Source organism: Curtobacterium sp. MCBA15_008, assembly GCF_001865065.1.
Lineage (GTDB): Bacteria > Actinomycetota > Actinomycetes > Actinomycetales > Microbacteriaceae > Curtobacterium.
Map to the genome: position 1 here is coordinate 38,880 of NZ_MJGN01000023.1, position 7,514 is coordinate 46,393.

Below are 7,514 nucleotides of genomic sequence, written 5' to 3' on the forward strand. Positions count from 1 at the left end.
CGCCTCCAGGCCGTCGGACGGTCACCGCCGCCACCCGCCACCGGCGTCGCGGACGCGCCCACCCCGGATGCGTGCCCCGGAACGGGGCCACCGGCGCGACACCCGGACGCGCTACGGTTCGCGCATGACGGCTCCACTCTCGGCTGCAGTGCCGCAGCGCACCGACCGGCGCGCCCTGGTGTCCTGGGCGCTCTGGGACTGGGGGTCCGCGGCGTTCAACGCGGTCGTCACGACCTTCGTCTTCAGCACCTACCTGGCGAGCCGCGCCTTCGTGGACCCGGCCCTCGTCGCCGACACGTCCGCCGCCGGCAGGGCCGTCGTGGACCGCGAACTCGCCCACAACGCGGCCGTCGTCTCGACCGCGCTGACCATCGCCGGCATCGTCGTGGCACTCGTCGCACCCGCCGTCGGCCGACTCGCGGACTCGTCCGGACACCGTCGGCGGTCCGTCCTCATCGCGACCATCGGCATCGCGCTGTCCATCGGCGGGATGGTGTTCGTCGCCCCGAGCCAGCCGTTCCTGCTGCTCGGCGCAGCACTCCTCGGCATCGGGACCGTGGCGTACGAGATCGCGAGCGTCGGCTACAACGCCATGCTCGGCCAGGTCGCACCGGGGGAGCAGAAGGGGCGGGTGTCCGCGATCGGGTGGGCGGCCGGGTACTTCGGCGGGATCGTGCTGCTCGTCGTGCTGCTGGTGCTCTGCATCCAGGACTTCGGCGTCCCCGGGGTGGCCGGGCTCCTGCAGCTCCCCGCGACCGTCGCATCCGGGCAGTGGGACGTCCGCGTGGCCATCGGGATCGCAGCCGTGTGGCTCGCGGTGAGCTCGATCCCGCTCTTCGTGACGATCCCCGAGGCCGCACCGGGACGCACCCGCAGCGGCGGCGTCCTCAGCGCCTACGCCGACCTCGGCCGCGACATCGCACGGCTCTGGCGCGAGCGCCGTGACGTCCTGGCGTTCCTGCTCGCGAGCGCCGTGTTCCGCGACGGCGTCGGCGCGGTGTTCACCTTCGGCGGGATCATCGCCGCCACGGTGTTCGGGTTCAGCCCCTCGCAGGTGATCCTGTTCGCGATCGCGGCCAACGTCGTGGCGGGCGTCGCGACCTTCGTGTCCGGGTGGCTCGACGACCGGTTCGGCTCGCGGGCGCTCATCACGGTGTCGCTCGTCGGGCTCGTCCTGACCGGGCTCGGGGTGTTCCTGATCGGCACGGCGACCTCGGGCTTCTGGATCCTCGGCCTGACCCTGGCGGTGTTCGTCGGGCCCGTGCAGGCGTCGTCCCGCGCGTACCTCAGCCGACTCGCGACGCCCGGCCGCGAGGGGGAGCTCTTCGGCCTCTACGCCACGACCGGGCGGGCGGCGTCGTTCCTCGCGCCGGCGCTGTTCGGCATCGCGGTGACGATCGGCGGCTCCACCCGGTTCGGGATCATCGGCGTGGTGGTGGTGCTCGTCGCGGGGCTGGTGCTGATGGCGTTCGTGCCGCGGGGGTCGGGGCCGGGCGCGGGGTCGGGTTCGGGCGCGGGGTCGTTCCGCGCGTAGGGGGTCGTTTCGCGCGTACCAGGTCGAATCGGGCGTAGGAGGTCGTTTCTTTCGACCTCCTACGCCCGATTCCGCCTTCCATTCCGCGTGCGATGGGAAGAACCGGTCACCGCTCGGCCTGGAGGCGCGGCTCGGCATCCCTCCACAGGTGCGGTTCTGCGCACGGTTGCCCACAGGGCCGTGGGTCGCCCGACACCGGGAGGGCGCGTGCGCCAGGATGGACCCATGACCGACCAGCGGATCGCCGTCGTCGTCCTCGCCGCCGGGCAGGGCACGCGCATGAAGTCGTCCACCCCCAAGGTGCTGCACCGCCTCGCCGGCCTGCCGCTCATCGCCCACGTGCTGCGCACGGCGTCCTCCCTCGGCCCGGAGCACGTCGCCGTCGTCGTTCGGCACGAGCGCGAGCGCGTCGCGGCCGAGGTCGTCGAGCGCGCCCCCGACGCGATCGTGGTCGACCAGGACGACGTCCCCGGTACCGGTCGCGCGGTCGAGGTCGCGGTCCAGGCGCTGCCCGCCGACTTCGACGGTGCCGTCGTGGTGCTGTCGGGCGACGTCCCGCTCCTCGACGCCGACTCGCTGCGTCGTCTGGTGGACGCACACCTCGGCGGATCGCACGCCGTGACCCTCGTCAGCGCCATCGCACCGGACCCGACGGGGCTCGGCCGGATCGTGCGCGGCACCGACGGGGCCTTCGTCGGCGTCGTCGAGCACAAGGACGCCAGCCCCGAGCAGCTCGGCATCACCGAGACGAACGCCGGCATCTACGCGTTCGACGTCGCACACCTCCGCGCCGTCCTGCCCTCGCTCACCACCGCGAACGCGCAGGGTGAGAAGTACATCACCGACGCGCCGAGCCTCATCGCCGGCCGTGGCGGTCTGGTCGACGTGGTGACCCTGACCGACCCGTGGCTCGTCGCCGGCATCAACGACCGCGCGCAGCTCGCCGACGCCGCCCGCGAGCTCAACGGCCGCATCGTCCGCCGGCACCAGCTCGCCGGCGTCACCGTGCAGGACCCCGCGACCACCTGGATCGACCTCGACGTCTCGATCGAGCCCGACGCCGAGGTCCTCCCCGGCACCCAGCTCATCGGCGCCACCGCGATCGCGTCCGGCGCCGTCGTGGGCCCGGACACCACCCTCCGCGACACCGAGGTCGGCGCCGGAGCCGTCGTCAACCGAGTCGACGCCACGCTCGCGGTGATCGGCGACGGGGCCTCCGTCGGCCCGTTCGCGTACCTGCGACCCGGCACGATCCTGGGCGACCAGGGCAAGATCGGCACCTTCGTCGAGACGAAGAACGCGAAGATCGGTCGGGGCAGCAAGGTCCCGCACCTGTCCTACATCGGCGATGCCGAGGTGGGCGAGGACTCGAACATCGGTGCCAACACGATCACCGCGAACTACGACGGCGTGCACAAGCACCGGACCGAGGTTGGGTCGAACGTCCGTACAGGCTCGCACAACGTGTTCGTCGCCCCGGTTAGGATTGGTGACGGGGCGTACACCGGCGCGGGTACGACCGTCCGCAAGGACGTACCGGCCGGGTCGCTGGCGATCAGCTACGCCCCACAGCGCAACACCGACGGATGGGTCGAGGAACACCGGCCCGGTTCGCCGGCGGCCGAAGCTGCTCGGCGCGCGAACGGCGAATAGAACACGGCGACCACCCGTCGTCGACATCGACCCCGCACGGGTCAGGGAGTGAGCACCGCACTTGTCCGGAATCAAAACGACCGGCCAGAAACGACTCGTCCTCGTCTCAGGGCGAGCACACCCGACGCTCTCGGCGGAGATCGCCGAAGAACTCGGCGTCGAGCTCGTCCCGACCGATGCCCGGACCTTCGCGAACGGTGAGCTCTACGCTCGCTTCGACGAGTCGGTCCGTGGCTGCGACGCCTTCGTCATCCAGTCACACACGGCGCCCATCAACGAGTGGCTCATGGAGCAGCTCATCATGGTCGACGCCCTCAAGCGCGCGTCGGCGAAGCGCATCACCGTCGTCGCGCCCTTCTACCCCTACGCCCGACAGGACAAGAAGGGCCGTGGGCGCGAGCCGATCTCGGCCCGACTCGTCGCCGACCTGTTCAAGGCCGCCGGCGCGCACCGGATCATGAGCGTCGACCTGCACGCCGCGCAGATCCAGGGCTTCTTCGACGGCCCCGTCGACCACCTGTTCGCTATGCCGGTGCTGCTGCAGCGCTTCCAGGAGATCCTCGACCCGTCGACGCTCACCGTCGTCTCGCCGGACATGGGCCGCGTGCGCGTCGCCGACATCTGGTCCGAGAAGCTCGGCGCACCGCTGGCCATCATCCACAAGCGTCGCGACCCGCTCGTCCCGAACCAGGTGAGCGTCCACGAGATCGTCGGTGACGTCTCCGGTCGGGTCTGCCTGCTCGTCGACGACCTGATCGACACCGGCCGCACCATCGCCAAGGCCGCCGAGGCGCTGAAGAACGCCGGCGCGACCGGTGTCGTCGTCGCCGCGACCCACGCCGTGTTCTCCGACCCCGCGACCGAGCTGCTGCAGAGCGAGTTCATCGACCGGGTCGTCGTCACGGACACCCTGCCCGTGCCGATGGAGAAGCGCTGGGACCGGCTCGAGGTCCTGCCGATCGCCCCGCTCATCGCCCGTGCCATCCACGAGGTCTTCGACGACGGGTCCGTCACGTCGATGTTCGACGGCGCGGCTTGACCTCACCCGCGCGTGACGCGCTCGCGGCCCGACTCCGGGCCGCGGGCAGCGTCTTCGCCGAGGACGAAGCGGACCTCCTGCTCGACGCCGGCGACGGCGACCCGGTCCGCCTGCGGTCGCTCGTGCAGCGACGCCTGGCCGGCGAACCCCTCGAGTACGTCCTCGGCTGGGCGGCGTTCGACGGGCACCGCATCCGCGTGACCCCTGGGGTCTTCGTCCCGCGGGCCCGGACGACCGTCGTGGTGGAACAGGCCGCCAGACGGTTGCAGCGCTACGACCGCGTGGTGGACCTCTGCTGTGGCGCCGGAGCCGTCTCGGTGGCACTGCTCGGCCGGATCGGCGCACTCGACCTGGTGGCGGCCGACATCGACCCCGATGCCGTGAGCGTCGCGGCGGAGAACATCGGTGACCGCGGCATCGTCGTCGAGGGGGACCTCTTCGAGCCGCTCCCGGACCGGTTCCGCGGCGTGGTCGACGTCGTCGCCGTGAACGCGCCGTACGTGCCGACGGCCTCGATCACCATGATGCCCACCGAGGCGCGCGACCACGAACACCGGGTCGCGCTCGACGGCGGCCCGGACGGGCTGGACCTCCACCGTCGCATCGCCGCCGGTGCGGCGGAGTGGTTGCGCCCGGGCGGCTCCGTCGTCATCGAGGTGTCCGCGGCGCAGGCTGCTGCGTCAGCCGCGGCGTTCGCGTCGTCCGGCTTCGTGACCTCGATCGAGTCCGACGACGACGTCGACGGCACCTGCGTGGTCGCGACCCGCCCGTCCTGACCACGTCGAGCGGCCGATGGTCGTTGCACCACCGTGGGCGCTCCGTCGGTCAGGAGGCGCGCACCTCGACGGTGTGCCACCCCGATGCCCCGTTCGGCGCGGGTGGCCGCTCGACACTCGTCTGCACCTCGCCGTCGGCGCTCACGGCACGCGCCTGGATGCGGTGCGATCCCTTCGTCGGGGTCCACCGGTACACCCACTGCCGCCAGGTGTCGGCGGACACCGAGTCGGCGAGCGTGGCGTCCTGCCACGAGCCGTCCCCGACCCGGACCTGCACGCCCTTGACCCCGGTGTGCGGCTGCCACGCGACACCGGCGATGGCGACCTCGGACCCGGCCTGCACCGTCGAACCCGCGCGTGGGGTGTCGATCCGCGACTCCAGCTTGACCGGCCCGCGTTCGGACCAGCCGCGGGGCGTCCAGTAGCCCTCGGCGTCGGCGAACCGCGTCACCTCGAGCTCGGTCACCCACTTCGTCGCCGACACGTACCCGAACAGGCCGGGGACGACCATCCGGACCGGGAACCCGTGCTCGGGCGGCAGTGGTTCGCCGTTCATCCCGACGGCCAGCAGCGCAGCGGTCCCGGGGTCCTGCAGCACGTCGAGGGGCGTCCCCGCCGAGAAGCCGTCGACGCTGCGGGACAGCACCATGTCGGCCCCGGCATGCGGCGCGGCCCGTTCGAGCAGGAGCCGGATCGGGTAGCCGAGCCAGAGCGCGTTGCCGATGAGGTCGCCACCGACCTCGTTCGAGACGCAGCTCAGCGTGGCGTGGTGCTCCTCGAGCGGCAGCGCGAGGAGGTCGTCCCAGGTGAGCTCGACCTCGTGGTCGACGGCGCCGTGGATGCGGAGCCGCCAGTCGGCGGTGTCGACCGAGGGCACGCGGAGTGCGGTGTCGATCCGGTAGAAGTCGGCGTTCGGCGTGACGTAGGGGGTGATGCCGGCGACGTCGAGCGAGGCGCCGCTCGGGACGGACGGGGCAGCGTTCGACGGAGCCGGCAGCCGGATCGCCCGTCGAGCGGCGGCGGTGGCCTGCATCGCCGACGACCCGAGTCGCGATGCGGTGCCCACCACGACGGCGACCGCGGCGGCGGTGATGCCCCAGGCCAGGAACGCACGCCGTTCGGTGGAGGCCGGGCGCGGGGTCGCGGAGGGGACGGCGACCGCGGCCTCCCACCGACGGAGGCGCTGCGCCAGCACCCGGAGGACGATGACCGCTGCGGCGACGCCCAGGACGGACGGTGCGCCGTCGAACGTCCCGCTGCCGGACCGTGTGCTGACGGCGATGAGGGACAGGACGCCCCCGACGGCGAACACCAGCGCGCCGAACGGCGGCCGTGCCCGCTCGAGGATGCCGGCGGCGGCACTGACGACGGCGACGATGACGCCCATCAGCGCGAAGAGCGCGACCTTGTCCTCGGTGCCGAAGAGCGACACCATCAGGTCCTTCGCGCCGCGCGGCGCCAGGTCGATGACGGCGGAGCCGACGGCGACGAGCGGACTGCCGGCACCGCCGAGCAGCAGCGCACCGAGCTCGGCGGCGGCGAAGAACGCCGCTGCGGCGACGAGTCCGACGCCGGCGGCGAACCACCGCGCCGACGGCAGGACCTCCGGACGCGCCGTGGTCGTCGGGGCGGTCTCCTGGTCAGTGGTCACGGCCTGAGCGTAGGTCTCCGGTGCCGCGTGCGGGCTGACAACCGGGCAACCTGTGGACGGCGGACCCGGTTCGACGGCCGTTCACCGGGCAGCGCCAGCCGATGAGCGGTGGGCCGTGCGAGGATCGGGGTGTGCTGAGGCGTCCCGATCGTGTTCCGCGCCCCGGCCGTGCCCGACGGCAGGAGCGCCGACCGATGTCGCCCGCTCGGCGGCTCGCCACCCTCCGATGGGTCATCGTCGGCGTCTGGGCGGCGCTGCTCACCGCGCGGATCATCGTCGTCGCGTTGTCGCCGGACGCAGACCTGACGTACTTCGGGGTCGCCGAGGTCGCCGCCATCGGGCTGGGCGTCGCGGTCATCGTCGTCGCGGTCATCCGGGGGCACTCGTCGCGTCGCCGCCGTGAGGACGAGGCACTCGCCCTGGCGATCCGGCGCATCGACCCGACGGTGTGGCTGGTCCCCGCGGTGCCGACCGCAGAACTCTGTGCCTCGATCGCGACCGTCCGACCCGAGGTGTTGCTCGGCCAGCGCGTGACGTGGGCGTTCGGAGCCACCGAGGCATCCCTGTGGGAACTCGAGGATCGTCGGGCCACTCGCCTGCTCGTGGTCCGGTGGAGTCGCATGGTGCACGTCGGGCTCGAGGACGTGCACGGCGACGGCCGTTCGTGGGCCGTGGCCATGCACTACGTGCGCCCGGACGACTCGGCGGCCGTGGCGACCTTCTTCGTGCGCGCTGCTCCGGGCTCGCGGCGGATGCTCGGCCGCGGCCCCCGACTCGAGCGGTTGGTCGCCGACCTGGCCCGCGAACGCATCGTCGCCTGACGACGCCGAGCCCCCGGACCACGAGCCCCCGGACGACGAG

Annotated in this window: 6 protein-coding genes; 5 read left to right on the plus strand and 1 reads right to left on the minus strand. The window is 72.6% G+C overall.

What is annotated here, in order from left to right; genetic code table 11:
- Window positions 1-124: 124 nt before the first annotated feature.
- From BIU96_RS10775 to BIU96_RS10790, 4 genes are all read left to right on the plus strand, one after another.
- Window positions 125-1,534 carry an MFS transporter gene (locus BIU96_RS10775; protein ID WP_071292611.1) on the plus strand — a complete coding sequence of 470 codons (1,410 nt, stop codon included), beginning with the start codon at window positions 125-127 and terminating at the stop codon, window positions 1,532-1,534.
- A gap of 225 nt (window positions 1,535-1,759) precedes the next feature.
- Window positions 1,760-3,187, plus strand: coding sequence for a bifunctional UDP-N-acetylglucosamine diphosphorylase/glucosamine-1-phosphate N-acetyltransferase GlmU (gene glmU / locus BIU96_RS10780; RefSeq protein ID WP_071292612.1), 1,428 nt, complete (start codon window positions 1,760-1,762; stop codon window positions 3,185-3,187).
- Window positions 3,188-3,248: 61 nt separating this feature from the next.
- Complete coding sequence (locus BIU96_RS10785; protein ID WP_071292613.1) at window positions 3,249-4,226, plus strand: ribose-phosphate diphosphokinase; 978 nt, start codon at window positions 3,249-3,251, stop codon at window positions 4,224-4,226.
- The gene (locus BIU96_RS10790; RefSeq protein ID WP_071292614.1) at window positions 4,223-5,002 is read left to right on the plus strand and encodes a putative protein N(5)-glutamine methyltransferase; all 780 of its coding nucleotides are present in this window, start codon (window positions 4,223-4,225) and stop codon (window positions 5,000-5,002) included. Before BIU96_RS10785 ends, BIU96_RS10790 begins: the two co-directional genes overlap by 4 nt.
- 49 nt (window positions 5,003-5,051) lie before the next feature.
- Here BIU96_RS10790 and BIU96_RS10795 read toward each other — a convergent pair whose 3' ends face one another.
- Entirely contained in the window at window positions 5,052-6,653 is a 1,602-nt protein-coding gene (locus tag BIU96_RS10795; protein ID WP_071292615.1) for a molybdopterin-dependent oxidoreductase, read from the minus strand.
- 194 nt (window positions 6,654-6,847) lie between these two features.
- On the opposite strand from BIU96_RS10795, the gene BIU96_RS10800 reads away from it, so the two are divergent.
- Window positions 6,848-7,474, plus strand: a complete 627-nt coding sequence (locus tag BIU96_RS10800) for a hypothetical protein (RefSeq protein ID WP_071292616.1) — start codon at window positions 6,848-6,850, stop codon at window positions 7,472-7,474.
- The last annotated feature ends 40 nt before the right edge of the window (window positions 7,475-7,514 follow it).